The sequence below is a fragment of the Actinomycetospora sp. genome (assembly GCF_036497585.1).
Lineage (GTDB): Bacteria > Actinomycetota > Actinomycetes > Mycobacteriales > Pseudonocardiaceae > Actinomycetospora.
This window is the reverse complement of the sequence record NZ_DASXJD010000111.1, coordinates 1-24,372: the sequence shown is the minus strand read 5'-3', so window position 1 is coordinate 24,372 and position 24,372 is coordinate 1. Positions and strand designations below refer to the sequence as shown.

The window sequence follows — 24,372 nt, the reverse complement described above, 5'->3', positions numbered from 1 at the left end:
CCGCCGACGCGACCGGCTGAGCCCGGGCGCGCGTCGCCACCGCCGAGTGGACCCTCACGGCGGCCACCGCAGCCGCCGGGGTCCCACTCCGTGACCGTCCTCCGGATCAGCTCTCCTGCGCGGCCGACCCGGTGATCTCCTCGAGCAGGCCCGCGAGGGTCTCCTCCGCCGCCGCCCGGTCGAGTCCGAGACCGGTGAGCACGCCGTCGCCGTCCTCGTGATCGAGCAGGGCGAGGAGGATGTGCTCGGTGCCGACGTAATTGTGCCCGAGCCGCAGCGCCTGGCGGAACGTCAGCTCGAGGACCTTCTTGGCGGCCCCGTCGAAGGGGATGAGCTCGGGCGACGGCGTCTCGGCGGCCGCGGGCAGCGTGCCGGCGACTCGCCGCCGCACGGTCTCGGGCGAGACGTCCTGCGCGGTCATGATCCGGCCGGCGAGCCCCTCGGGCTCGGCGAGCAGCCCGAGCGCGAGGTGGCCGGGGGTGATCTCGAGGTTGCCGGCCGCGCGGGCCTCCGACTGCGAGGCCACGACGACCTTGCGCGCGCGGGGGGTGAAACGGCTGAAGCCCTGTTCCATGGCCAGGTCGGACGCCGCGCCCTTGGGGACGAAGCGCTTCTGGGCCGCCTGCTTCGTGACGCCCATGCTCTTGCCGATGTCGGTCCAGGACGCCCCGGAGCGCCGGGCCTGGTCGACGAAGTGGCCGATGAGGTGGTCGGCGACCTCGCCGAGGTGCTCGGCGGCGAGCACGGCGTCGGAGAGCTGGTCGAGGGCGTCGTCGTGGACCGTGGTGATCGCGCGGATGAGGTCGTCGAGCCGGACTGGTGGCGGGTCCGGGAGAGAAGCGTTCATGGCGTCCACTGTGGGTTGACGAACATGAATTCGTCAACCACTGGTGGACGGCGTCCGGGGGAAGCAACGAACACGTTCGCGACGAACGTGTTCGTGGTCGACGTCCTGCTGCTCGTCGCGACGGCGACCGCCGCGGAGCACGGCACGCGCGACGTGGCACCGTCCGCGCCGGCGGAGGACGACGAGTTCGTCGCCGCCCTCGCCGAGGCCGACTCCACCGTCCACTCCCATATCGCTGCCCTCGGGGACGACCTGCTGTCCGGCAGCGGGCCCGAGCGCACCCGGTGGTTCGTCGACGTCCTGCTCTCCGGGACGCTCACCACCCCCCGCCCCGCGAAGGAGAGCTCATGAGCAGCGTCACCGTCATCGGCGCCGGCCTGGGTGGTCTGACCCTGGCCCGCGTGCTGCAGCGGCACGGTGTCCGCGTCGCCGCGTACGACCTCGACGCCGGCCCCGAGGCCCGGCTGCAGGGCGGGATGCTCGACATGCACGAGGAGTCGGGTCAGGCCGCGCTGCGGGCCGCCGGGCTGTACGACGCCTTCCGCGAGCACGTCCTGCCCGGCGGCGAGGCCCTGCGGGTCGTCGACCGCGACGGAAGGGCCCACCTGGTCGAGGAGGACGACGGGCACGGCGGGCGGCCCGAGATCGCGCGGGAGGTATTGCGCCGATTGCTGCTCTCCTCGCTCGCGCCGGGGACCGTGCGGTGGGGGCGCAAGCTCGTCGGGGTCCGCCCGGTCCGCGGCGGGTGGCACGAGCTGACCTTCGCCGATGGCGAGGTCGTCGTCTCGACGGTGCTCGTCGGGGCCGACGGCGCCTGGTCCCGGGTGCGCCCGCTGGTCTCCGGCGCGGTGCCGTCCTACAGCGGGACCGCGCTGGTCACCACGCGGCTGCACGACGTCGACCGCGCCCACCCGGCGGCCGCGGCCGTCGTCGGGGGCGGGAGCCTGATGGCCCTGTCCGCCGGGAAGGGGATCCTCGCGCACCGCGAGCCCGACGCGACGATCGAGGTCTACGCCGCGCTGCGCACCGCCGAGGCCGCGGTGCGGGTCGATGACCTGCGCGGCCTGCTGCTCACCGAGTTCGCCGACTGGGCCCCGGAGTTGCGGGCCCTCGTGGCCGGGTCCGACGACGAGTACGTGCCGCGGCCGATCTCGATGCTCCCGACCGGGCACTCCTGGCCCCGCTCCCCGGGTGTCACGCTGATCGGGGACGCCGCGCACCTCATGTCGCCCTTCGCGGGGGAGGGCGCGAACCTCGCGATGCAGGACGGCGCCGAGCTCGCGTCCGCGCTGGTGGCCTACGGGATCGGGTCGCCGGAGGCGGTGGACGCGGCCTTCGCCGAGTACGAGACCGCGATGGTCCCCCGCGCGGCGGCCGCGGCGGGGGAGTCGGCGGCGAACCTCGAGATCGCGTTCCGCGCCGACGCGCCGGCGGGGCTCATCGAGGTGATGACGAGCCACGCCTGACGCCGTCGGGTCCGTTGCCGGGGTTGTCCGACAACTCCTCACATCAGCAGCGGGAGGAAGACCGCCGCCGCCGGCGCTCCCGCCCCCTGCATCGCCGCCATCGTGCTCATCACGGCGACCACCACCTTGGCCAGCACGAACGCCGCGAGGAGCGGGATCGCGATCCGCCAGAACACGATGATCAGGAAGATCACGATCACCAGGACCGTGACCAGTTGCCCTGCCGTCACACCCGCCATGTCGTTCCCCCGAGATAGCGTTGTCAGACAGGAGAGAGCCTCCTGGGTAGCCTGATGTCTGTCAACACTGTTCTGCTGTCGGACAACTCTTGTCCGTCCGTGCTACGGTTTGTTGTCCGTCGTCCGACCACCGGGCGGCGGGTCGCCGAACCAGCAGCGCGTCGCGAGGATCAGGTCATGGTCGCGGATGAGCAGGACGCCACGCCGTCCGACGGCGAGGACCCGTGGACGCTGCCCGATTCCCGCAAGCCCATCCCAGCGCTGGTGGCGGACCGGGTGCTGGAGTTGGTCCGCGCCGGCACCATCCCTCCCGGCGAGCGCCTGCCCACCGAGCCCGAGCTCGCCCGTCGGTTCGGGGTCGCCCGGAGCTCGGTGCGCTCCGGGCTGCAGCGTCTGCAGGCCCAGGGGGTGGTCGCGGTCGAGCGTGGCCGCGGCTGGTTCGTCTCGTCGTCATCCGCCCGCGACGCCGCCGAGCTCATGCAGGAGCGCGTGGCGGCGCGGGAGTTCGACATCCGGGACGTCATGGAGGTACGGATCGCGCTCGAAGGAGCGGCGGCCGGCCTGGCCGCTGCTCGCGCGTCAGCCGGGCAGAGGGACGATATCCTCAAGCTCAGCAAGGCCCACCAGGCCGCGGACCATCACGACACCCAAGCATTGCTGGCGACGGACGAGGAGTTTCACGAGGCGATCATCGATGCGTCGGGCAACGGATACCTTCAAACTCTCTACGGCATGCTCACACCGCTGGTGAAGGAATGGCGTCGGGAGAGCTTCACCAGCGCCGAGGTGCACGACAGGTCGGCACTGGATCACCGGCAAGTGGCGATGCAGATTCGACGCCAGGATGAGGTTGGAGCGCGACTGTCCATGACGAGCCACCTGCTGGGGCTTTACAAGGGCATCACGCGGAAGCGGCGCAGCGAGGACGGTCTGCCAGAGTCCGATTCGCTGCTCGCAGGCCTGTCCACCTTCATCGACGTCGAAGACCGGCCGATGTACGAGGGCGACTTCCACGGCTCTGAGTAGGCGTTCGAGGCCGAGCCTGTTGTCACGACCACCTCAGCCACACAGGATGTGGTGGTGACTGGGGGGAACATCGGCCAAGTTGATTTTGGGCGCTTGCACCTGCCTCGGTGGGCTGCGGGCGGCCTACTCGTCGCGGCTGTCGGAACGCTCGTTCTGGTCCTACCACCACCGCGGTGGCCGAACGTTGCCCTGGGTTCGGTGCTGGTGCTCGTAGGATCCCTGAGCTTCGTGACCGCAGTCTTGGCGGGGATCGTGAGACGCGAGTTGCGCAGGCACGCGGAGTTCGTGAACGAGGCCGTGGAAAGGGGACTCCTGGACGTCCTACCTCCCCGCCGCGTCGCGGAGCGTCTGCTCGAACGCGTATACGGGGTGTCGCCATTCAATGACACGGTGGTCACGGCGCTACTCGGAGGCGAAGGGGCATCGAATGTCGGCTCCGACCTCACGATCAGCGAGCACACCGAGATTGACTACACGCTGACCCGGGTGGACGATTCAAACTACCATCTCGTCATGGAAACTCGGTATTCGTTTCGCAACCGTGTTCCCGCGCGGGAACTGATCGTTTTCGCGACGTCAGATGCGACGCTTCGCGACTCTATCGTGGCGGGCTGCCGATATCCTCTCTTCGAACTTTGGTTCGTTCGCGAGGACGAATCGAGCACTCTCTTCGAAGATTCAGTGGAGAGTATGAGAGACTCGGTGAACGTCGGGATCGAGTACGTCGACGAGCGCGGCAAGATTCATGATGTTCCGGCTCGTCATCCCGGACGTCACATTCGCGAGGTCAAAGTCGGTGAGTGGAGTCGTTACCTCACGTTCTTCGGACGAGACACGACCCAGGGTTCGATCATCGACCGCCAGCTCTACCTGGACAAACTACGCATCTTCAAGATCGACTTGTTGGGCCTCGCCGATCAGCGGACCGGGATGGAGCTGATCCAGCGGATGACGCTCCGCTCGACGACCTTGCAGCTGATCGAAGACGGATTCTGCTGGTGGCAGGCCCCTTACCCGTGCTTCGTGGAGCGGATGGGCTTCGACACGAAGTCCTTCGACCTCGCGTCCGATCGTGAACTGAGGTTCATGGTGAAGCCGTTCACGATCTCTTCCGAAGCAGCGGCCCCGACGTGGCAGACCTCCGACGAGGTGGCCAACGTGGACCTGCAAGTTTGGATGCTCGCAGGCCATGGCATGGCCTTGGTCTGGCGACCTGCCTAGGAGTCGTTGACCTCAGGCGCCGCCCCCGGGCGCCCGCCGAACCGCGGCGCCTCCACCAGGAAGATGAACGATCCTGTCGGTCCTCGGGAGTCCGAGGATCGAGGTCTGAGGGTGGAGAGCAGTTTCGTGTCGAGCACGGTCCGACGCTCCGCCCCCGGGCATCCGTACCGGGACCTCGCGGCCAAGCACAGCCGGAATCCCGTAGTTGCCGATGCCGCTCAACATGCGCACGTTCCGTCGTCCCCCTCATTAGGCCTGGCCAGCAAGAAGACCGAGTCGCCGGGGACCGCGAGCAGTCCCCGGGGCTTGCATCTCCGATTGACGTGAGGTTATATCGGGTGCGAGGCCATCGGCGTCACTGCTACCGACGAGTTGGATCCGTTTAGGGCATGCCTGATCGTGTGGAAATCGCCGAACGGCGCCCGTGACGCGATCAACGGTCGCGCTATTGCGCCGAGCGATCCGACGGTGGGTTGCTCACAAGGCCGCGCTTCTCGACCACGTCGATGTCGATACATGGTTGGTCCGCTGCGGCGCGTGCGAGGCGCCGTAGGTCACCTCGGTGCGCACCCCGTTCTGCGACCAGCCGGGCGGGAGCTGTGTGAGAGTTTGACGGCACGTCGAAGCGTCCGCCAAGGACGGTTCGAGACCCGAACCCGGCGGCCGCTCCGCCTCACGCCCCGGCGAGCACCGTCCCGCGGACCTCGACCCCGGGCCGCGTCGAGCGCCGTCGCCTCGTCGGCGGCCGGGGCGCCGCACCACGAGCACCGTCACCTCGCCCGCCCGGGCGGGCTCGACGGCGGCCCGCGCGCCCGGGTCGCCCGGCGCGTCGACGACGATCCGGTCGTAGCGGTCCCGCAGCCGCCCGAGCACCGAGGCGACGTCGTCGCCGTCGAGCGGGGGTGCCCCACGGTGCGCGGAGGCCCCGGCCGGCAGCACGTCGATCCCGCCCCGCGACCACGCTGCACCGTCCGCCCGAGGTTGGCCGAGCCGGCGAGGATCTCGCGTACGCCCGGAGTCGGGTCCGCGACCCGCTGTACCGGGGAGCCCGCCGAGCCCGGCCCGCCTTCCGCCAGCAGGACCCGCTCTCCGTCCCGCGCGAGCGCCACCGCGAGGTCCGTCGCGACGGCGACGGTGGTCGCCTGCGGCTCGACTGCGACGACGACGAGGACACGGGCCGCGCGCGCCGCCTCCCGGACCGCCCCGGCCAGCTCCCGCACCGCCGCCGCCCGACGGCGTACCGGGTCGCGACGGCGGGCGCGTTCCGGGAGGGGGGGCGAGCACGGCCGGGTCGCGCGGCAGCCCGCGGGCCGGGACCCGGCCGAGGACGGGGCGTCCGGTGCGCCGGGCCAGCGACTCGGTCGAGGAGACTGTCCGCGATGCCAGGCCACCCGCGAGCACGCCGATGACCAGCGCGACCGCGGCGCCACCGCCGAGCACGGCGCCCGGGGGTGGCCGGGTCCCCAGGTCCTCCACCGGGCCGGCGCTCGGGCCGGCCGTCGTGCGGCCCACCTCTGGGCCCGTCGCCGCCCGCCGCGACAGCACCGTGCCGACGGCCCCGGCGACCACGACGGCGTCGGCGGTGGTCTCGGCCCGCGACCGCACCTCGAGCGTCCCCTCGCCGGCCGTGACGGAGTCCGCGATCCCGGCCGCGTCGGGTCGGCCGCCAAGCAGGGCCGAGGCGTCCGCGTCGAGCCCCGGGGCCGTCGTGAGGACCGCCGGGTCGACCCCCGCCGCGGCGTGGTGGACCTGGCGCACCTCCGGCTCCGGCGGCACCACCGCCAGCACCACCGCCGCCGCGGCGAGGCCCAGCAGGACCGAGGCGGCGACGACCCGGAGCTGCACGACGGGACCGCGGCCGCGTCAGTGGGTGCCGGTGAGCACGCGCACGAGACGCCCGTCGGCCTCGGCGTGCACGGTGGCGCGATCGCAGAACCGCCGCAGGTGCGCGAAGCGCGGGTCCTCGCCCGGCGCCGGGCCCATCCGGGTTCCCGACGGCGGTGTCCCGCGGCACTCGGTGACGAGGGCAGCGGAGGTCACCCGCACGTCGAGCACGTGCTGTCCGGGCGGCAGGTCGGAGCGCAGGTCCGCCCCCGAGGCGAGCAGCATCGCCTCGTGGGCCGCGAGCACGATCGCCTCGGCGCGCTCGGGCTCGAGACCGGCCTCGCGGGCGACCGCCGCCACCCGCTCGCGCAGAGCCGCCAGCGCGGCGCCGTCGGGCACCGGCAACGTCGCCACCGACGAGCCGAGCAGGCCGACGGGCACCGGCGAGGTGGACGACGGCGGGCGGAAGTCCGGGTTGCGGCGCAGGCCGTCGTCGGTCAGCAGCCAGGGGTGGGTGCGCAGCGCCCGGGCACGCTGGTCCCGGTCGGCGGGGTCGTAGACGCAGAGCACGGTGGCCGGCTCGTCGCCGAGCAGGAGGGTGATCGCCTCTTCCCCGAGCTCGCCGTCCGGGCCCGGGTCGTCCGCGCACACCCGGCCCAGCAGCAGGCTGCGGGCGGTCCCGGCGAGTCCCGCGAGCCGGCGGGCGGGCGGTGTCGAGGCCACGGTGGCGGGGGAGGGGAAGTCGACGCGGTCGCCGTCGTCGCCGAGGACGTCGCGGAAGGCGCGGGCACCGCGCCGGTCCAGCACGATCCGCACGGAGCCGCCGGCGGCCAGCGTCGCGCGCACCCGTGGCTCGACGCGGCGGGCGAGCTCGTCGGGGTCGCCGGACAGCACCGCCGCGTGCAGCAGGCCGGCGGGTTCCCCGCCGTCGGGTTCGCCGGCGTCGGGCTCCGGGGTCACGGCCTGTCCCCGTCGACGATCTCGATCGACGCCGGGCGCTGCAGGACGTCGAGCAGGCGGCGCAGCAGCCGGGGCGGGTCGTGCAGCACGATGCGCCGGCACTCCGGCTCGGCCCGCGCGGCGTGGACCAGGAGCTGGGCGCACGCGACGTCGACGAAGCCGACCTCGGTGAGGTCCATGTGCAGGTCGCCCCCGGTGACCTTCTCGCGCAGGGCCCCGGCGAGCGCCCCGCCGAACCGGCGTGCGACGTGGGCGTCGAGGTCGCCGCGCAGCCGCCAGCGCCCGTCCTCGAGGGCGACGTCCCACCCGACGTCGACGACGCGGCGATGGTGCACCCCGAGCGACTCGAAGACGTGGACCTCGTTCTCCACCCAGGAGTTCAGCTGGCACAGCACCCGCAGCGGTGCCCGGCCCACCAGCGTGTCGTAGCCGCCCTCCTGGCGGGCGAACTCGGCGACCTCGGCGTCGTCGGCGAGCTCCCGGCGCGAGCTCTCCTGCGTCATGGCCACCGACGGCCAGCCCTCGGCGAGGGCGCGGTCGAGCTCCTCGGCCTGGATGCGGTGCAGGCCCGCGGTGAGTCCCTCGGGCGCTTCCGCGCAGCGCTCGATCAGCGTCGGGAAGTCGAGGAACTCCAGCTGCCCGGAGCGCAGGGCCTCCCGGGTGCGCCGGGTCCCCTCGGGGCCCGCGATCCAGTGCTTCTCGACGCGGCCGTCGTCACCGAGCCAGCCCTTGTAGTAGACCTTCGCACCGAAGGCGAGCTCCCGGTCGACCCACGCGGCCGTCCCGACGCGCTGGGCGTGCTCGTTGTCCGCGACGTGCAGCGCGTGCGCGAGGGGCGAGCCCGCGTCGGGTCGCGGGCCGGCGTCCACCGTCATCGAGTGGCTCCCGTGTCCGTCCGTCCCCCGACGTCGAACCCGCATTGTGCGTCGCACCTCGGGAGATCTTCGAGCCGGAAGGGCCGTCCGGGTCTGCGGAGGCCCGAGGTTCACTCGTTACCCCAGGGTAGGCACGGAGGGTGACCGGGGCGTGGGCGGCCGGTCGGCCCTGTGCGTAGCGTCCGTCGGCACACCACGATGGGTCGCCGTCGAAGGGGAGCCCATGCCGAACGTGCAGGTCGGAATCCACCTGACCCACCAGCGCCGTCCGGAGCAGGACCCCGTCGTCACCCTCGACGAGCAGCTCGGGCTGGTGCGGGTCGCGCGGGACGAGGGGCTCGACTCGGTGTTCGCGGGCCAGCACCACCTCGCCGACTCGTTCGCGCACATCCAGCCGCTGCCCTGGCTCGCGCGGCTGGCCGCCGAGGCCGGGGAGATGACCGTCGGGACCGGCTGCCACCTGCTGGCCGTGCACCACCCGGTGGACACCGCAGAGGCCTACGCGAGCCTCGACGTCGTCTGCCGGGGACGGTCGGTGTTCGCGGTCGGGCTCGGCTACCGCGCCGAGGAGTACGCCGCGTTCGGGGTCCCGCCCGGGGAGAAGGTGCGTCGCTTCACCGAGAACCTCGCCATCGTCGATGCGCTGTGGCGGGGCGAGGCCGTGACGCGGGACCTGCCGTGGACCCGGCTCGACGAGGCGCGGCTGCTGACCCGCCCCGCCGCCGACCCGCGCCCGCCGATCTGGATCACCGCGAACGCCGACGCCGCGGTGCGCCGGGCCGCCCGCCTCGCGGACGCCTGGTTGATCAACCCGCACGCGACCGCCACGACGGTGCGCCGCCAGCTCGGGCTCTTCGACGCCGAGCGTGCGGCGCACGGGCGGGGCGCGGCGAGGGCGCGACCGCTGATGCGCGAGGTGTTCTGCGCGGACACCCGGGAGGAGGCCCTCGCGCGGGCCCGCCCGTTCCTGGAGGCCAAGTACGACGTGTACGCCGACTGGGGGCAGGACCGCGTGATGCCCGGGAAGGAGTCCTTCCGCATGGGGTTCGAGGCCCTGGCCGACGACCGCTTCGTCATCGGCACCCCGGACGACTGCACCAGGGCCCTCGCGGGCTGGCTCGACCTCGGGGTCGACCACTTCGTCCTGCGCACCGACTGGCCCGGCATGCCCGCCGAGTACGCGGTCCGCTCGATCGAGCTGCTGGCGCGGGAGGTGGCGCCGGCGCTGCGCGGCGAGTGACATGCTGCGCGGCATGCCGGTCTCCCTGGGCGACGCCTACCGCGGCGGGTACTCCCGCCTCGACGGCCGCCTGCGCGCCCTCGCCGCCACGGACCCGTCGTCGTTGGACACCCAGGTCCCGGCGTGCCCCGGATGGACCGTGCACGGCGTGGTCTCCCACCTCGCGGGCATCGCGACCGACATCGTCGCCGGGCGCCTGGGCGGTGTTCCCGACGACGAGTGGACCGCCGGGCAGGTCGACCAGCGCCTCGGTGTCCCCGTCGAGGAGGTGCTCGCCGAGTGGGCCCCCCACGTCGAGGCGATCGCCGCCGGTCTCGACGCCCGGACGATCCCGCCACCCGCCGCCGCCGACGTCCTGGTCCACGAGGGCGACATCGCCGAGGCGCTCGCCGACCCGGTGCCCCATGAGGACGGATGGCGCGACGCGGCGCGGCTGCTGTGCCGGGGCAAGGTCCGGGGCCTCGAGCGGCCGGGCACGCTCACCGTGCGCTGCGGGGACGACGAGTGGACCGGCGGCACCGGCGACGACGGCCCGGTGGCGGCGGTCGAGGTGGCGCCGTGGGAGTTCTTCCGCGCGGTGTTCAGCCGCCGCAGCGTCGACCAGATGCGCGCGTGGCGCTGGGCGGGCGACCCGGAGCCGTGGCTCGAGCCGCTGACGGTGTTCGGGCTGCGCACCGACGACCAGCCACGCTGCGCGGCCGGCCGGGAGAGCTAGGAGCGCGCGGGCACCTCGCTGCGGAAGCGCTCCCGGTAGGCGTCCCAGTCGAACGCCGCCAGGAAGCCCGACGCCGCGTCGTACCCCCGCCGGTAGAGCGCGTCCCGGCGGGCCTGCGTGATGCCGAAGTCGAGCAGCCCGACCTCGCCCGCCTCGACGTGGATCGTGCGCGCCTGCACCCACGGCCGGTTCAGGTAGGCCTGGTCGCGGCCGAGGATCATCGTCGTCAGGAGCTGCTCGAGCAGGCGCAGGGCGGTCGGCTGCGGCCAGTCGAACATCCGCGAGTGGAAGAGGGCGACCCGGTCGCCGATACCCGGCTTGGGCGCCGTCGTGATGGTGACCCCGAACGTCGGCCAGGCCGGCGTGGCGCCGTCGGTGCGGTCGAGCGAGTCGATGGGGAAGTTGGAGAGCAGGCCGCCGTCGACGAGCGTGGAGCTCACCGACGGGTCGGCGTGGGTCAGCGTCGTCGGCTCGAAGAGGAACGGGATCGACATCGAGGCGCGGACCGCCTCGGCGACCGGCTGGGCGTCGGGGTCGAGCCCGTAGACGCTGCGGTAGTCCCACGGGAGCCGGACCAGCTGGCCGAGGGTGAGGTCCGAGCACGTGACGACGAGGCGGTAGCGCTGCTCGGGCGGGAGCGACGGGTCGTCGAGACGCAGGTCCCGCCACGTGCGGACCCCGAGCGTGGCGAGCTCGTCGGTGATCCACTCCAGCAGGTACTCGCCGCGGTAGAGCCCGGTGCCCGAGAGCAGCGCGAGGCCCGGGCCGATCAGCGGGACAAGGCCGAGCCCGTGTCGGTCGGCGACGGCGTGGAAGTCCAGGCGGCGCATGATGTCGCCGAGCTGCGCGCCGCGCGCCCCGGCCGCCGCGATCGCGCCCACGAGCGCCCCGGCGGACGTCCCGGAGATCCGCTGGGGCACATAGCCGGCGTCGGTGACGGCGGCGACGGCCCCGGCGAGGCCGACCCCCTTGACCCCGCCGCCTTCGAGTACCAGGTCAGCACGCATCGCCCCGATCATCCCCCTGACCGCACCCCGGCGGTGCCGACGATGCCGGGTCGGTCGCTGCGGGGCGCTCGCGGCCGGTGAGCGGGGCCGCCCCGCCGTCAGACGCCGACGAGGGCGCTGCGCCGGGGGAGCTCGTCGTGCTCGGCGCCGCGCGGGGCGGGGATGCTCATGGTGGCGGCGACGACGAGGGTCTCACGGTGGTGGGCCCGGCGGATCGCCTCGGCGCGCCGACCCTCCTCGCGCATCGCGGCGCGGGTCCGGTCGTCCAGCGTGCCCTGGCGGGCCATCGCGACGAAGGGCGCGGCGAGCCAGGCGCCGAGCGCAGCACTGCCGACGATGATGGTGCCGATCATGGTGGTCCCCCCGAACTCTGCACGCTCCCCGACGAAGCGTGTCGCCCGGGTCGTCGTGCTGCGGCATCCGGTCGTTACGAGCACCACCCGAACGGACGAGGAACTCACCCGACGTTCGCTGCGGCGGCGAACCCGATCACGAGGGCGGCCCCGAGGAAGCCGACGACGACGAGCACGCCCACCACCTGCCCGGCCTGCGACCCGCCCAGCCGGCCCTGGCGCAGGGCCGGGGGCAGCCCGGGGGCGACCACGAGCTGCAGGTCGCCTACTCGGCGCTGCTGCGGCGCTTCCCCGACCTGCGGGTGGACGCGGCGCTCGAGGACATCCCGTTCCGCGACACGATGGCCGTGTACGGAGAGCATTCACTGCCCGTGCGCTGGTGACGTGCGAGGCTCGCCGGGGTTGTCGTGAGGAAGGCGGCACCGGCCCCTCACGGGAGCTGACGCGTTCGGCGGGGACACTGGACGGAACGCGGCGGCGCGGGCCACCACGGCATTGTCCGAATTGAGCGGGTCTGGGGTCGATGACGGCGAAGGTGCGGCTGCTGGCCGTGACGGTGATCGCGGGGATCCTCGTCGCGGGGATCACGTTCCCGCTGGTCGGGGGCGTGGGACTGCTGTCCAACCAGGCGATCGAGGGTGCGCAGGACACCTCTCCGGGTGTCCTCGGGGGCGACATGCCCTCGATCACGACGGTCACCGACGACGCCGGCGCGCCGATCGCGTACCTGTATGACCAGAATCGTCAGATCGTCCGTTCCGAGCAGATTTCGGTGGCGATGAAGGCCGCCATCGTCGCCATCGAGGACCGACGGTTCTTCTCCGAATCCGGGCTCGACCCGCGCAGCATCGTCCGGGCCGTCCTCAACAACGGATCCGGTGGCTCGACGCAGGGCGCGTCGACCCTCACCGAGCAGTACGTCAAGAACTACGACGAGTACGTGGCGGCCAAGACGCCGGCCGAGCAGCTCAAGGCCACCGAGGCGACGCTCGGCCGCAAGCTGCGCGAGGCGCGGGTCGCCGAGCAGCTCGACCACACGCTGTCCAAGGACGAGATCCTCACGCGGTACCTCAACGTGGTGTACCTGGGGAACCAGTCGTTCGGGGTCGCCGCGGCCGCCCGGACGTACTTCAACACCACCCCGGACCGCCTGACGATCCCGGAGGCCGCGCTGCTCGCCGGCATGGTGCAGAGCCCTTCGGCGTACGACCCGGTGAACCACCCGCAGGCCGCCACCGGTCGGCGCAACGTCGTCATCGACCAGATGCGCCAGCAGGGCGAGCTCAGCCCGGGGCAGGCCGCCGCCGCCCAGGCCGCGCCGCTGGGCGTGCAGGCGCCGCTGCACGGGGTCTCCAACGGCTGCGTGGGCGCCGGCGACGAGGGGTTCTTCTGCTCCTACGTCCTGGACTACCTCGACCAGGCGGGCATCACCCCCGAGCAGCTGCGCGCGGGGGGCTACACGGTGAAGACCACGCTGAACCCGGCCGCGATGGCGGCGGCGAAGCAGGCGGTGGACGCGCAGGTGCCGCCCACCCAGCCGCACGTGGCGGACACCCTCGCCGTCGTGCAGCCCGGCGCCACGGCGCACCCCGTCCTCGCGCTCGCGGCGAACCGGGGCTACGGGCTGGACGCCTCGCAGGGCCAGACCACCTACGACCTGCCCGCTGAGCCCGAGAACCTCGGCGCCGGGTCGGTCTACAAGATCTTCACCTCGGCCACCTATCTCATGGGCGGTGGCGGCATCTCCAACATCCTGCCGGTCCCGCCGTCGGGGTACGCCTCGCCGCTCTCGCCGGGCTTCGTCGTGAAGAACGACGGCAACTACCCGGGGCAGCTGAGCTTGCAGGACGCGCTCGCGCAGTCGCCCAACACCGCCTTCGTCAAGCTCGAGGAGACGACGGGGGTGGCGCCGGTCGTCGACATGGCGGTGAACCTGGGCATGACCTCCCTGGCGAAGTCGGCGGGGCCCGGGGAACCGTCGATCGCGGACACCATGAAGGCGCAGAACCAGGCGTCGTTCACGCTCGGACCGACGCCGACGAGCCCGCTCGAGCTCGCCAACGTCGACGCGACGCTCGCATCCAACGGCACCTGGTGCCCGCCGAACCCCATCCTGTCGGTCACCGACGCCACCGGGTCGCCGGTGACGATCCCGTCGACGGCGTGCCACCAGGCGCTGCCCGCACCGCTCGCGGACACCCTGATGACGGGCATGTCGAAGGACGACCAGCCCGGGGGCACCTCCGCCGCCGCCGCGAGCGCCGCGGGGTGGAACCGGCCGACAGCGGCCAAGACGGGGACCACCGAGACCTCGGAGTCGGGTGCCTTCGTCGGCGCGACCCCGCAGATCTCGGCCGCGTCGATCGTGTTCGACGACTCGTCCAGCCCGCGCCCGATCTGCAACGGGAGACCGCCGACGTCCTGCTCCACCGGCAACCTCTTCGGTGGAAACACCCCCGCGCAGACCTTCTACCAGGCCATGAACCAGTACCTGGCGGGTCAGCCGGTGCTCCCGCTGCCCCCGACCGACCCGCGCTACGTCACCGGCGGCCACCGCATCGCGGTGCCCCAGGAGATCGGGCAGCCCCTCGCGCAGGCCACCGCGGACCTGCGTGACGCCGGGTTCGTCGTGACGACGTCGACGGTCGACAGCCGCGCGCCCGCGGGCACCGTCGTCGGGCAGACCCCGGCCGGCGGGAGCGGGCAGGCGATCCAGGGGCAGACGATCTCGCTGGTGTCCTCGACGGGGAAGGTCGCGGCGCCGCCGGCCCCGCCGGCCGGCTGAGTCCCCTCGGGCCCCCGCCTCGGGTGAATCCCGCTGGTCGTTGCTGCAGGCGCCGGAGCCGGCCGACCACGTGCTCGCCACCGGTACCGCCCATACCGTCGAGGAGTTCGCCGAGGCGTGCTTCTCCCACGTCGGGCTCGACTGGACCCGCCACGTGCGGTTCGACGAGCGCCTGCTGCGGCCCGCCGAGGTGGACGCGCTCGTCGGGGACGCCTCCCGGGCCGCGCGGGAGCTGGGGTGGCGGCCGCGCACCTTCGTGCCCGAGCTCGCCCGGATCCTCGTCGACGCGGAGCTCTCGGCGCTCGCGGGACCGGTGCCGGGGATGACGTCGCTGGCAGGATGACCGACATGGCCGTCACGCACGTCGTCACGTTCACCTGGACCGAGGACACGACGCCGGAGGCGGTCGCGGACATCCATGCCCGCCTGCAGGCCTGGGTCGACCGCGGGGAGGGGCTCGAGGGCCTCGAGTCGTGGCAGGCGGGGACGGATCTCGGCCTCGCGGCGGGCAATGCCGCGTACGGGGTGTCGGCCACGTTCGTCGACCAGGAGGCCTACGAGCGCTATCGGGACCACCCGGAGCACCGGGCGATCATCGACGAGCACATCAAGCCGCGGGTCGCCGTGCGCTCCGGGCTGCAGTTCGTGCACTAGGTGCGCTTCGCGCATGTGCTCACGAGCCCGGAGGGCATCTACGCGGCGCCGGCGGTCGGGGTCGGCTTCGGCCCTTCGGGGACGCGGGAGCCGCCGCCCCCGCCGCCCGAGCCGTCGTCGTCGGGGCCCTCGTCGGACGGGGGCCCGGCGGCCGGGTCGTCGACCCAGATCGAGATGGTGTCGCCCGGAGTGGCGGAGGCGCCCGCCCGCGGGCGTTGGTTGGTGACGGTGCTGCGCCCGGCGCCGGTGTGGGCGGCGTTCTGCGGGACGGCCAGGAGCCGCGCGTCGAGCGCGGCGTCGTGGGCGTCGGCCGCGGCGAGCCCGACGAGTTCGGGGACCGAGGTCGTGTCGGTGAGGCTGTCGGCCATGACCCGACGGTACCCACCACGGCCGGGGCTCATGGGTGGTGCCCGGCCCGGGGCGGCGAATCCCACAGATCGCGGCGCGGAGTCGCGATCCGGACTTCTCACTCGAAAGAATTAAGACCTCCCCTCACTGGTGGACTTAGAGTGACCACACGCGTGAGACGTCCCGACGGCGTTGGGCCAGAGGATCCGTGGCGGCCGCGCGACCACCACCGCACGTGAGATCCCGGGGGTAACCCGATGCGCGCCATCTATCGTGTCCTGGCCTACCTGCTTGCCCTCGAGGTCGTCGTGCAGGCCGCCGCCATCGCCTGGGCCCTCTTCGGCCTCTCGACGTGGATCGAGAACGGCGGGGTCCTCGACAAGGCGGGGATGGAGAGCGACTCCCTGGTGTTCGACGGCGTCGCCGGCTTCATGATCCACGGCCTCAACGGCCAGATGATCGTCCCGGTGGTCGGGCTCCTGCTCTTCGTGGTGTCGTTCTTCGCCCGCTTCCCCGGTGCGGTGGCGTGGGCCGGCGCGGCCTTCGGCACCGTCATCGTCCAGGTTGCCCTGGGGATCTTCTCGCACTCGGTGCCCGCGCTCGGGTTGCTCCACGGCGCCGTCGCGCTCGTGCTGCTCGTCGTCGCGCTGGTCGCGGCCCGGAAGGCCTCGGCGCCCGTGGCGGCCCCGGCCGACACGTCGACCGGCGCCCACGCCGCCCAGGTCTGAGCCGACCCCCGGCAGACCGGCGCGGGGCGGGAGGACGGACGTGCTCGGGACCGACGACGCCCGCGGGGCGCCCCCGCTCGCACCCCCTCCCGCCCCCGCCCGCCGCGGCCCCGGCCGTCGTCGCACCCTCGTCGCCGTCCTCGCGACGATCGTCGTCCTCGCCCCGATCGCCTGGTTCTGGGCGACCAGCCTCCCGGCGGGCGACTACTCGGTGGCCGACATGGGCTACCCGGACTACGGCGGCGGCCCGGCGTCGACCGCCGGCCAGCCCGGCATGGCGGGCATGGCGGGCATGGCGGGCATGTCCGGGGCGGGCGGCCGGTCCGTGGACACCCTGCGCCTGCCCGACGGGCCGGCCGACGTCGACGTCACGCTCGTCGCGCGCGCCCAGACCGTGCGGCTCGCCGGGGGCCGGACGGTCACCGGTTACACGCTCAACGGCGTCACGCCGGGTCCGGAGATCCGCGCGGTCCAGGGCCAGACGGTGCGCGTGCGGCTGGTCGACGCCGACGTCCCGCGGGGGGTGACCCTGCACTGGCACGGCGTGGACGTCCCCGCCGGCGACGACGGCGTCGCGGGCGTCACCCAGGACGCGGTCCCGCCCGGCGGCCAGTTCGTCTACCGCTTCCGGGCCGACCAGGTCGGGAGCTTCTGGTACCACTCCCACCAGGTCGCCGACGACCAGGTTCGCGGCGGGCTCTTCGGGGCGCTCGTCGTCGTCCCCCGGGGGACGTCCGCGGCTCCGTCACCGACCGACGTCTCCGCACTCGTGCACCTCTACGAGGGCCGGCGCACCGTCTCCGGCGTCGACGGCGACCTCGCGGTCCGGGCGGCCCCGGGCACCGCCGTGCGGGTGCGGGTGACCAACACCGACAGCGGCCCGATGCGGGCGTGGTCGGCCTCGCCCTACCGGGTCCTCGCCGTCGACGGGACCGACGTCCGGGGCCCGACCCCGGTGGTCGGCGCCGCGACGCAGGTCACCGCGGGCGGCCGCGCCGACCTCGAGGTCACCGCGCCGGCGCGCATCGAGCTGGGCGGGGTGGCGGTCGTCGTCGGGAACCCCACGACACCCCCGGCGCCCGCCCCGAACGCCGTCGTGGACCTGCTCACCTACGGCACCCCGACCCCACTCGACCCCACGACGATCGGCTTCGGCCCGACCACCCCGGCACGGGTGTTCGACTACGCCATCGGGCGGCGGCCCGGCTTCATCGGCGGGGTGCCGGGGCTGTACTGGACGATCAACGGCCACCTCTACCCGGACGTGCCGATGTTCGTCGTGCGCGAGGGCGACGTGGTCCGGATGCGCATCAGCAACACCTCCGGCGAGGTCCACCCGATGCACCTGCACGGCCACCACGCGGTGGTGCTCGCCCGCAACGGCGTCCCCGCGACCGGCAGCCCCTGGTGGATCGACTCGCTCGACGTGCCCGACGGCACGACGTTCGACGTCGCGTTCGTCGCCGACAACCCGGGCCTCTGGATGGACCACTGCCACAACCTCGCCCACCCGAAGCAGGGCCTCGTCGCGCATCTGATGTACGAGGGCGTGACGACGCCCTACCGGGCCGGGTCGGACACGCCGAACGACCCGGAGTAGCGGCCGGTGGGTCAGCCGGCCGGGGCCCAGAGGTCGCGGGAGATCTCGAGGTCGACCGTCGCCACCCGCACCCGCTCGGCCACCGGACGGCTGCCCGGCGCCGAGCAGACCAGCAGGTAGTCGCCGGGGCGGGGCACCGCGAGGGCGTAGGAGCCGTCGGCCTCGGTGCGGGCCCGCCCGACCTGGGCGCCGTCGGTCGCGTCGATGAGCGTCACCGTGGCCGCCCGCTGGCCGCGGTCCGAGCCGGCTCCGTCGAGGACCCGTCCGACGAGCCCGCCGCTCGCCCGCGCGCCCACCGTCGCCGGGACGGGGGTGGTCACGGTGTCCGGGCCGCCCCAGGCACCGTCGGCGTCGGCGCCCGCGGGCAGCTCCCGCGCGGCCTGTCCGTCGTCGGTCGCCCGGGCGGGTCCCGACGACGGCGTCGCGTGCGGCCGGCCCGCGGGCACGAGCAGCCCGCACACCACGGCGCCGACGACGAAGATGACCGAGGCGACGACGAAGGCGCGGTCGTAGCCGGCGAGGGCGGCCGTGCGCTGCGAGGTGCCCGCGACGGCGAGCGCGGCGGCGGTCGCGGTCCCGGCGATCGAGGACAGCAGCGCCGTCCCGACCGAGCCGCCGACCTGCTGCATGGTGTTGACCGTCGCCGAGGCCACGCCCGCGTCCTGCGGGTCCACGCCCAGCGTCGCGGTGTTGATCGAGGTCGACATCGCGGTGCCCATACCGAGGCCCATGACGATGAGCGGCCCGAGGACGCTCCCGGCGTAGGACGACCCGGGGGAGAGGAACGAGAACCAGAACAGGGCGCCGGCCCCGAGGAGCAGCCCGACGAAGATCAGCGGCTTCGGGCCGACGCGGGGCAGGAGCAGCGAGGGCATCGTCGTGGACGCCGACATGATCGCGGCGACCATCGGCAGCATGGCGACCCCGGTCATCACCGGCGTGAACCCGAGGTACTGCTGCAGCACGTAGGCGAGGAAGAGCGTCACGCCGAACATGCCGGTGGTGAGCACGAGGATCGTCAGGAAGGAGCCGCCGCGGTGCCGGTCGAGCAGCACGCGCAGCGGCAGCAGCGGAGCCTTGACACCCCGCTGGATCGCGACGAACGCGCCGAGCAGCATCACCCCGCCCGCGAGGAAGGCGTAGACGACCCACGAGGTCCAGCCGCTGGTCTCGGCGGTCGCGAACCCGAAGACGATGCAGAACAGCCCGCCGGAGGCGGTGAGGGTGCCCGCGAGATCGAGGTGGGGACGCTGCCGGCGCGGGTGCGCGGGCAGCAGGACCAGGGCGCCGACCAGCGCGACGGCGGCGAAGATGACGTTGACGTACATGCACCAGCGCCAGTCGGCGTACTCGGTGAGCGTGCCGCCGAGCAGCAGCCCGATCGCCGCCCCGGAGCCGGCGAGCGTGGCGAACACGCCGAAGGCGCGGGCCCGGTCGCGACCGGCCGGGAACGTCGTCGTCAGCAATGACAACGCCGCCGGGGCGAGCAGCGCACCGAAGGCGCCCTGCAGCGCGCGGGCCCCGACCAGCAGCCCGAAGCCCGGGGCGAGCCCGCCCAGCGCGGAGGCGACGGCGAACCCGACGAGGCCCACGACGAACGCGGCCTTGCGCCCGAAGAGGTCGGAGAGCCGCCCGCCGAGCAGGAGCAGGCTGCCGAACGCCAGGGCGTAGGCGGTGACGACCCACTGCCGTTGCGCGTCGCTGAACCCGAGGTCCGCCTGCGCCGAGGGCAGCGCGATGTTCACGATGGAGTTGTCGAGGATGACCATCAGCTGGGCCACGCCGATGACGGCGAGGATCCACCAACGGCGCGTCGTGGCGAGGGGTGCTGAGTCGGTCACGGCCTTCACGCTAGGACCTCGAGTGCGCTCGACGTCCAGTGTGATCCGGGACGCTGTTCCGCTCCCGGTGTCCTCGGTGTGCCGCATGTCGTCGCAACACCGCTGCAACCCTTGCCGCGTGCGCGCGCGGGCGTGACGGTGGTCACCGACAGCCTGCGGGGCCCCCGGGCCCGCACGAAGTGAGGAAGAGGTGCGCCGTGACCCAGACACTGGACCGTCCCGGGAGCGACGTGGGGGCCCGCGTCGAGCAGTGGGTGTCGTCGTTCCAGGAGGCGCTGTCTGCGCGCGACGTCGACCGCGCGGTGTCGCTGTTCGCCGACGAGTGCTACTGGCGAGACCTGGTCTCCTTCACCTGGAACATCAAGACCGTCGAGGGCAAGGACGAGGTCGCCGACCTGCTGCGCAGCGTCCTCGACGGGATCGACCCGACCGGGTTCGCGGTGAGCGGCGAGGCCACCGGCGCCGATGGGGTCGACGAGGCGTGGCTGCGCTTCGAGACCGCGGTCGGGCGCGGCACGGGGCACGTGCGCCTCAAGGACGGCAAGGCCTGGACGCTGCTCACGAGCCTCGACGAGCTCAAGGGCCACGAGGAGAGCAAGGGGGAGAACCGGCCGAAGGGCACGTTCCACGGCGCGGACCCCGACCGCGAGACCTGGAAGGAGGGCCGCGAGCGCGAGGCCGAGGAGCTGGGCTACTCGCGCCAGCCCGAGGTCGTGGTGATCGGCGGCGGCCAGGGCGGCATCGCGCTCGCGGCGCGGCTGCGCCAGCTCGGCGTCGAGACGATCGTCGTCGAGCGCAACGAGCGGCCCGGGGACTCCTGGCGCAAGCGGTACAAGAGCCTCGCCCTGCACGACCCGGTCTGGTACGACCACCTGCCCTACCTGCCGTTCCCGGACAACTGGCCGGTGTTCGCGCCGAAGGACAAGATCGGCGACTGGCTCGAGATGTACACGCGGGTCATGGAGATCAACTACTGGGGCTCGACGACGGCGGAATCCGCCGAGTTCGACGAGGCGGAGGGCCGCTGGACCGTGAAGCTCCAGCGCGACCGCGGCAACGGGCCCGAGGAGGTCGTGCTCCGGCCGCGGCAGCTCGTCTTCGCGATGGGCGTCTCCGGCAAGCCGAACCGCCCGGAGTTCCCGGGCATGGATCGCTTCCGCGGCGAGATCCAGCATTCCTCGGAGCACCCCGGGCCGGAGGGCTACGAGGGCAGGAAGGTCGTCGTCGTCGGCTCGAACAACTCGGCCTTCGACATCTGCGGGTCGGCGTGGGAGGCCGGCGCGGACGTGACGATGGTGCAGCGCTCGTCCACGCACATCATCAAGTCGGACACGCTGATGGAGCTCGCGCTCGGCGGGCTGTACTCCGAGGAGGCGGTCCGCTCCGGGGTCGACACCCGGACCGCGGACCTCACGTTCGCCTCACTGCCCTACCGGATCATGGCCGACTTCCAGAAGCCGGCCTACGACGAGGCCAAGGTCCGCGACGCCGACTTCTACCAGCGGCTACGCGAAGCCGGGTTCGACCTCGACTTCGGTGACGACGAGTCCGGCCTGTTCATGAAGTACCTGCGCCGCGGCTCGGGCTACTACATCGACGTCGGCGCCGCGGACCTGGTCGCCGAGGGCAAGGTGAAGCTGGTCAAGGGGCAGCTGGCGGAGTTCACCGAGACCGGGATCCGCCTCGACGACGGCACCGAGCTCGAGGCCGACCTGGTGGTCCTCGCGACCGGCTACCGCTCGATGATCACCTCGGTGGCCGACATCATCGGCGACGAGATGGCGGAGCGGGTCGGGAAGGTGTGGGGCCTGGGCTCGGACACCACCAAGGACCCCGGGCCGTGGGAGGGCGAGCAGCGCAACATGTGGAAGCCCACCCAGCAGCCCAACCTGTGGTTCCACGGCGGCAACCTGCACCAGAGCCGGCACTACTCGCTCTACCTGGCGCTGCAGCTCAAGGCGCGCCAGGAGGGTCTCGACACCCCGGTGTACGGGCTGCAGCCCTCGCACCACGCCGAGTAGGTGCGCTCCGCGCTCGTGAGCACTGATCCGTGTCATAGGACGGATTAGGGCGTGTCTGACGGATCGATAGGGGTTCGTGGGGGAAGATCTTGCTGTGATCAGGCAGGAGATCTCCGAGGAGAAGTGGGAGTGGATCGAGCCGCTGCTCCCCGACCGCACCCCGCGCCGCGGGGGCCGGTGGCGGGATCACCGCACCATGCTCGAGGCGATGGTGTGGCGGTTCCGCGTCGGCGCCCCGTGGCGTGATCTGCCCGAGCGCTTCGGGCCCTGGCAGACCGTCTACGACCGGTTCAACCGCTGGTGCGCCGATGGCACCTTCGACCGGCTGCTGGCCCGCGCTCAGGCCGAGGCCGACGCCCGGGGTGAGATCGACTGGCAGGTCGCGGCCGACTCCACCGCGGCGAAGCTTCACCAGCACGGCGCCACGCTGCGCCGCTTGGCCGGCAACGCCGCCACCGCCGAGCCGGTCGCGAGCGAGCCCGCCGATGACCCCGAGTCCGATGACGCGGACCGGGAGGACGTCGTCGCGGTCGCTGGGGTCCATATAGGGGGCCCGTCCGGGATCTTTAGCTGAAGTCCGCGCGCGGGCCGGGAAGCACGAGCCCGACGACCACGGGATCGGGCGCTCCCGTGGCGGGCTGAACACCAAGGTCCACGCCCTCGTCGACGGCCACCTGCGGCTGCTGGCCATCACCCTGACCGGCGGAAACGCCCACGACAGCCCGCTGTTGCCGGTGCTGCTCGACCAGCTTTCGGTCGAGCGGATCGGGCCGGGACGGCCCCGGACCCGACCCGATCACCTGCTCGCCGACAAGGCCTACAGCTCCAAGGGCCACCGCGCGATGCTGCGCCAGCGCGGCATCCCCCACACCATCCCCGAGCGTCAGGACGAGAAGACCCGACGCCGCAAGCTCGGGTCCCGCGGCGGGCGCCCCCCGAAGTTCGACGCCGAGCGCTACAAGCAGCGCAACGTCGTCGAACGTGGCTTCGGCGCGCTCAAACAGTGGCGCGGACTGGCCCAACGCAGCGACAAACTCGCCATCAACTACGCCGGCGGGATCACCCTGAACGCCACCCTGGACTGGCTCTCATGATCCGCCAGACACGCCCTAGTAGGACTCCGTGTCCGAGGAGCGGACGAGCAGTTCGGCGAGGACCAGGTCGATGCTCACCAAATCCGGTGCGGCGCGGGCGAGGTGCACCCACTGGCGGCGGAAGCGCTGCGCCAGTCGCGCAGCCTCGGGGTGCCCGCGCGCCGCCAGCCGCGCGAGGATCGCCAGTGCGGCCGAGGCGGCCGGCAGCGACAGCCAGTCCGGGCCGTTGACGCCCCGCCGCGCCTCGACCTGACCGCGAAGGTGTCGCGTGCCGGTCAGCACCCTCGTCGCATCCCCCACGATCAACGCGCCCGAGCCGCTGACCCGCAGCACCCCTGGGTCGATGCGCCGGTCGAACAGCCGTCGCGCGGCCACCGCGCGGGTGTCGGGGTCGAGCATCGACTGCGGCACCACCTGAGCGGCGTCCCACAGTCCGTCGATCTGGTGGGGCTGCATGGCAGCCATGGCCATCGCCTCAGGTCCGAACCGGCCGACCGCGGCGTGCGGGTCGACGCTTGTGTCGAGCAGGGTCTCCAGCACCGGCCCGCATCGCTCGAAGGCGGCCTCGCGCACCGTGTCCTCGCCGAGGCCGCCCATCAGCGCCCCCAGCGCCGGGCTGGTGACCCACAGTTTCGCGGCGACGTCCGCGTCCCCGGTGAACCCGACGGCGACCAGCCCCGACTCGATCAGGGCCGCGATGACAGCATCGGACCCGAGCCCGAGCTCGGAGAGGGCGGTGACGGCGTCCTGCGGGCGCGACCGAAGCGCACGGGCACAGCAAGCGACCACAGGATCGGCCTGCAGCCGCCGATACAGGCGAGGCGCCTGGAGCAGCAACTCCCAGCACCTCCCGAGATTACTCACCTTGGTCGGGAACTCACCGAAACCCGCCGCGAACCGCGACAGCGCCGTCTCGTCGGGATCATCGCTGCTGACATAACCGGCGGCGGGGACCCACAGTGCCTCCTCGCGCGGCCATCGAGGCCACACCACCGGCGCCCACGGATCATCGACGGCCAGCTCCAGCGCCAACGGCCCGGCGTGACGCAGTTCCTCGGGCACGACCACCGTGCCGCCGGCGCCGACCACCGCCACGGTCGGGGGGCGCCACGGCGCCCACTTCGGGTAGATCGCCGCGGTCAGCCCGGCGACGGCCACCGCATCCCGGAGCTGTATCGCCTCGCCCGCCCAATCGGCGCCGCTGGCCAGACGGCGGGGCCGAATCATTGCCACGACGCAGCGGGTGTGGCCGAGGTCGAGCGCGAGCTCGACGTGATGGTGGGTGGTGACGGTGTCGGCCAGGCGCGCCAGCTCGAAGCGGGCCGAGCCCGCTGCCGCCCGTCCACTGGGCAGGACTTCCTGGAGCACCTCGTGGTGGGTCACCACGAGCAACACCGGCGTCGAGGTCCCGCCCGGGGTGTGGACATGGAGCACGCCGGGGTCGTGGGCGAAGCGCTCCGTGACCAGCCGCAAAGGACCCGCAGACCAGGACGCCGAATGATCGGCCCGCTCGTGCATCACCGCTAGC

Annotated in this window: 23 protein-coding genes and 1 pseudogene; 13 read left to right on the top strand and 11 right to left on the bottom strand. The window is 73.0% G+C overall.

Annotation, left to right across the window (positions count from 1 at the left end):
* Positions 1-106: 106 nt before the first annotated feature.
* On the bottom strand, positions 107-847 hold the full coding sequence (locus VGH76_RS10665; RefSeq protein WP_331556657.1) for a Clp protease N-terminal domain-containing protein: 741 nt from the start codon (positions 845-847) through the stop codon (positions 107-109).
* 87 nt (positions 848-934) lie between these two features.
* Here VGH76_RS10665 and VGH76_RS10660 point away from each other — a divergent pair, with 87 nt between their 5' ends.
* Together VGH76_RS10660 and VGH76_RS10655 are read left to right on the top strand one after the other, a co-directional pair.
* Complete coding sequence (locus VGH76_RS10660; protein WP_331556656.1) at positions 935-1,198, top strand: hypothetical protein; 264 nt, start codon at positions 935-937, stop codon at positions 1,196-1,198.
* Positions 1,195-2,313 carry an NAD(P)/FAD-dependent oxidoreductase gene (locus tag VGH76_RS10655; protein WP_331556655.1) on the top strand — a complete coding sequence of 373 codons (1,119 nt, stop codon included), beginning with the start codon at positions 1,195-1,197 and terminating at the stop codon, positions 2,311-2,313. Before VGH76_RS10660 ends, VGH76_RS10655 begins: the two co-directional genes overlap by 4 nt.
* 38 nt (positions 2,314-2,351) lie before the next feature.
* Here VGH76_RS10655 and VGH76_RS10650 read toward each other — a convergent pair whose 3' ends face one another.
* Positions 2,352-2,552 carry a hypothetical protein gene (locus VGH76_RS10650; RefSeq protein ID WP_331556654.1) on the bottom strand — a complete coding sequence of 67 codons (201 nt, stop codon included), beginning with the start codon at positions 2,550-2,552 and terminating at the stop codon, positions 2,352-2,354.
* A gap of 177 nt (positions 2,553-2,729) precedes the next feature.
* Here VGH76_RS10650 and VGH76_RS10645 point away from each other — a divergent pair, with 177 nt between their 5' ends.
* Both VGH76_RS10645 and VGH76_RS10640 read left to right on the top strand, forming a co-directional pair.
* Positions 2,730-3,578, top strand: a complete 849-nt coding sequence (locus VGH76_RS10645) for a FadR/GntR family transcriptional regulator (protein ID WP_331556653.1) — start codon at positions 2,730-2,732, stop codon at positions 3,576-3,578.
* 198 nt (positions 3,579-3,776) lie between these two features.
* Positions 3,777-4,799 carry a hypothetical protein gene (locus VGH76_RS10640; RefSeq protein ID WP_331556652.1) on the top strand — a complete coding sequence of 341 codons (1,023 nt, stop codon included), beginning with the start codon at positions 3,777-3,779 and terminating at the stop codon, positions 4,797-4,799.
* A 477-nt stretch (positions 4,800-5,276) separates the two neighbouring features.
* Here the strand turns inward: VGH76_RS10640 and VGH76_RS10635 are convergent, their stop codons facing one another.
* From VGH76_RS10635 to VGH76_RS10625, 3 genes are read right to left on the bottom strand one after another with little or no spacing between them, the layout of a single operon-like run.
* Complete coding sequence (locus VGH76_RS10635) at positions 5,277-6,644, bottom strand: hypothetical protein (RefSeq protein ID WP_331556651.1); 1,368 nt, start codon at positions 6,642-6,644, stop codon at positions 5,277-5,279.
* Positions 6,645-6,662: 18 nt separating this feature from the next.
* Positions 6,663-7,583: a hypothetical protein gene (locus VGH76_RS10630; protein WP_331556650.1), complete on the bottom strand. Its 921-nt coding sequence runs from the start codon at positions 7,581-7,583 to the stop codon at positions 6,663-6,665.
* On the bottom strand, positions 7,580-8,458 hold the full coding sequence (locus VGH76_RS10625; RefSeq protein WP_331556649.1) for an STAS domain-containing protein: 879 nt from the start codon (positions 8,456-8,458) through the stop codon (positions 7,580-7,582). Before VGH76_RS10625 ends, VGH76_RS10630 begins: the two co-directional genes overlap by 4 nt.
* Before the next feature lie 223 nt (positions 8,459-8,681).
* On the opposite strand from VGH76_RS10625, the gene VGH76_RS10620 reads away from it, so the two are divergent.
* Complete coding sequence (locus VGH76_RS10620; RefSeq protein ID WP_331556648.1) at positions 8,682-9,698, top strand: LLM class flavin-dependent oxidoreductase; 1,017 nt, start codon at positions 8,682-8,684, stop codon at positions 9,696-9,698.
* A gap of 13 nt (positions 9,699-9,711) precedes the next feature.
* Complete coding sequence (locus VGH76_RS10615; protein WP_331556647.1) at positions 9,712-10,413, top strand: maleylpyruvate isomerase N-terminal domain-containing protein; 702 nt, start codon at positions 9,712-9,714, stop codon at positions 10,411-10,413.
* Here VGH76_RS10615 and VGH76_RS10610 read toward each other — a convergent pair.
* From VGH76_RS10610 to VGH76_RS10600, 3 genes are all read right to left on the bottom strand, one after another.
* Positions 10,410-11,420 carry a patatin-like phospholipase family protein gene (locus VGH76_RS10610; protein WP_331556646.1) on the bottom strand — a complete coding sequence of 337 codons (1,011 nt, stop codon included), beginning with the start codon at positions 11,418-11,420 and terminating at the stop codon, positions 10,410-10,412. The two genes, VGH76_RS10615 and VGH76_RS10610, sit on opposite strands and share 4 nt — an antisense overlap.
* A gap of 98 nt (positions 11,421-11,518) precedes the next feature.
* Positions 11,519-11,773, bottom strand: a complete 255-nt coding sequence (locus VGH76_RS10605; protein WP_331556645.1) for a hypothetical protein — start codon at positions 11,771-11,773, stop codon at positions 11,519-11,521.
* 104 nt (positions 11,774-11,877) lie between these two features.
* Entirely contained in the window at positions 11,878-12,135 is a 258-nt protein-coding gene (locus VGH76_RS10600) for a hypothetical protein (RefSeq protein WP_331556644.1), read from the bottom strand.
* A 161-nt stretch (positions 12,136-12,296) separates the two neighbouring features.
* Between VGH76_RS10600 and VGH76_RS10595 the strand changes: the two genes are divergently transcribed.
* From VGH76_RS10595 to VGH76_RS10585, 3 genes are read left to right on the top strand one after another with little or no spacing between them, the layout of a single operon-like run.
* Positions 12,297-14,558: a transglycosylase domain-containing protein gene (locus tag VGH76_RS10595; RefSeq protein WP_331556643.1), complete on the top strand. Its 2,262-nt coding sequence runs from the start codon at positions 12,297-12,299 to the stop codon at positions 14,556-14,558.
* Positions 14,559-14,598: 40 nt separating this feature from the next.
* Positions 14,599-14,901 carry a GDP-mannose 4,6-dehydratase gene (locus VGH76_RS10590; RefSeq protein WP_331556642.1) on the top strand — a complete coding sequence of 101 codons (303 nt, stop codon included), beginning with the start codon at positions 14,599-14,601 and terminating at the stop codon, positions 14,899-14,901.
* 5 nt (positions 14,902-14,906) lie between these two features.
* Positions 14,907-15,212, top strand: coding sequence for a Dabb family protein (locus tag VGH76_RS10585; RefSeq protein WP_331556641.1), 306 nt, complete (start codon positions 14,907-14,909; stop codon positions 15,210-15,212).
* A 38-nt stretch (positions 15,213-15,250) separates the two neighbouring features.
* On the opposite strand, the gene VGH76_RS10580 is transcribed toward VGH76_RS10585, so the two are convergent.
* Positions 15,251-15,580, bottom strand: a complete 330-nt coding sequence (locus VGH76_RS10580) for a PASTA domain-containing protein (RefSeq protein WP_331556640.1) — start codon at positions 15,578-15,580, stop codon at positions 15,251-15,253.
* 237 nt (positions 15,581-15,817) lie between these two features.
* On the opposite strand from VGH76_RS10580, the gene VGH76_RS10575 reads away from it, so the two are divergent.
* Complete coding sequence (locus tag VGH76_RS10575) at positions 15,818-16,288, top strand: hypothetical protein (RefSeq protein ID WP_331556639.1); 471 nt, start codon at positions 15,818-15,820, stop codon at positions 16,286-16,288.
* A gap of 40 nt (positions 16,289-16,328) precedes the next feature.
* Positions 16,329-17,888 carry a multicopper oxidase family protein gene (locus VGH76_RS10570; RefSeq protein ID WP_331556637.1) on the top strand — a complete coding sequence of 520 codons (1,560 nt, stop codon included), beginning with the start codon at positions 16,329-16,331 and terminating at the stop codon, positions 17,886-17,888.
* Positions 17,889-17,899: 11 nt separating this feature from the next.
* On the opposite strand, the gene VGH76_RS10565 is transcribed toward VGH76_RS10570, so the two are convergent.
* On the bottom strand, positions 17,900-19,729 hold the full coding sequence (locus tag VGH76_RS10565; protein WP_331556636.1) for an MFS transporter: 1,830 nt from the start codon (positions 19,727-19,729) through the stop codon (positions 17,900-17,902).
* Between the two features lie 197 nt (positions 19,730-19,926).
* Here VGH76_RS10565 and VGH76_RS10560 point away from each other — a divergent pair, with 197 nt between their 5' ends.
* Together VGH76_RS10560 and VGH76_RS27975 are read left to right on the top strand one after the other, a co-directional pair.
* Entirely contained in the window at positions 19,927-21,750 is a 1,824-nt protein-coding gene (locus tag VGH76_RS10560; RefSeq protein ID WP_331556635.1) for an NAD(P)/FAD-dependent oxidoreductase, read from the top strand.
* Positions 21,751-21,844: 94 nt separating this feature from the next.
* A pseudogene (locus VGH76_RS27975) lies at positions 21,845-22,844 on the top strand (IS5 family transposase).
* A gap of 15 nt (positions 22,845-22,859) precedes the next feature.
* On the opposite strand, the gene VGH76_RS10545 reads toward VGH76_RS27975, so the two are convergent.
* A partial coding sequence (locus VGH76_RS10545) for a hypothetical protein (RefSeq protein WP_331556633.1) occupies positions 22,860-24,372 on the bottom strand: 1,513 nt, incomplete at its 5' end.

Coding starts and splice junctions, on each gene's coding strand:
- VGH76_RS10650 (WP_331556654.1), bottom strand. CDS start 2,552: ATGGCGGGTGTGACGGCAGGGCAACTGGTCACGGTCCTGGTGATCGTG.
- VGH76_RS10595 (WP_331556643.1), top strand. CDS start 12,297: ATGACGGCGAAGGTGCGGCTGCTGGCCGTGACGGTGATCGCGGGGATC.
- VGH76_RS10605 (WP_331556645.1), bottom strand. CDS start 11,773: ATGATCGGCACCATCATCGTCGGCAGTGCTGCGCTCGGCGCCTGGCTC.
- VGH76_RS10580 (WP_331556640.1), bottom strand. CDS start 15,580: ATGGCCGACAGCCTCACCGACACGACCTCGGTCCCCGAACTCGTCGGG.
- VGH76_RS10625 (WP_331556649.1), bottom strand. CDS start 8,458: ATGACGGTGGACGCCGGCCCGCGACCCGACGCGGGCTCGCCCCTCGCG.
- VGH76_RS10620 (WP_331556648.1), top strand. CDS start 8,682: ATGCCGAACGTGCAGGTCGGAATCCACCTGACCCACCAGCGCCGTCCG.
- VGH76_RS10645 (WP_331556653.1), top strand. CDS start 2,730: ATGGTCGCGGATGAGCAGGACGCCACGCCGTCCGACGGCGAGGACCCG.
- VGH76_RS10575 (WP_331556639.1), top strand. CDS start 15,818: ATGCGCGCCATCTATCGTGTCCTGGCCTACCTGCTTGCCCTCGAGGTC.
- VGH76_RS10610 (WP_331556646.1), bottom strand. CDS start 11,420: ATGCGTGCTGACCTGGTACTCGAAGGCGGCGGGGTCAAGGGGGTCGGC.
- VGH76_RS10600 (WP_331556644.1), bottom strand. CDS start 12,135: ATGCTCTCCGTACACGGCCATCGTGTCGCGGAACGGGATGTCCTCGAG.
- VGH76_RS10585 (WP_331556641.1), top strand. CDS start 14,907: ATGGCCGTCACGCACGTCGTCACGTTCACCTGGACCGAGGACACGACG.
- VGH76_RS10615 (WP_331556647.1), top strand. CDS start 9,712: ATGCCGGTCTCCCTGGGCGACGCCTACCGCGGCGGGTACTCCCGCCTC.
- VGH76_RS10655 (WP_331556655.1), top strand. CDS start 1,195: ATGAGCAGCGTCACCGTCATCGGCGCCGGCCTGGGTGGTCTGACCCTG.
- VGH76_RS10665 (WP_331556657.1), bottom strand. CDS start 847: ATGAACGCTTCTCTCCCGGACCCGCCACCAGTCCGGCTCGACGACCTC.